The 418-nt window shown below is 68.7% G+C and carries 1 pseudogene; it reads left to right on the top strand.

Going from position 1 to position 418, the window contains the following annotated elements:
* Positions 1-418 (top strand): annotated as a pseudogene (locus tag FQ755_RS17210) (serine dehydratase beta chain); the annotation flags it as partial.

Raw genomic sequence — 418 nt, 5'->3', positions numbered from 1 at the left:
GTCCTGCTGGGCCTGGAAGGACACCTGCCCGACCTGATCGACCCGGACCTGATCGAGCCGCGCCTGAAGGCGATCCGCGCCGAGAAGACCCTCTGCCTGCTGGGTCGGCGCTAGGTGCGCTTCGAGGAGAAGGAGGACATCGGCTTCTATCGCCGCATGATGGCCGGCACCAGCGTGGTCCACCCGAACGGGATGCGCTTCCAGGCCTTCGACGAGAACGGCCAGTTGCTGGTGGAGAAGGAGTATTACTCGGTCGGCGGCGGCTTCGTGGTGAACCGCGACGGCGACCGCGTCAACGGCGTGCGCGCGGCGGCCGAGGTGCCGTACCCGTTCCGCACTGGCGACGACCTGCTGCGCGCGAGCCGCGAGAGCGGCCTGTCGATCGCCGAGCTGACCTTCCGCAACGAATGCGCGCTGC

The organism is Paraburkholderia sp. BCC1885 (assembly GCF_900996235.1).
Lineage (GTDB): Bacteria > Pseudomonadota > Gammaproteobacteria > Burkholderiales > Burkholderiaceae > Paraburkholderia.
The sequence above is the reverse complement of the archived record's forward strand: the minus strand, read 5'-3'. Positions and strand labels throughout refer to the sequence as shown.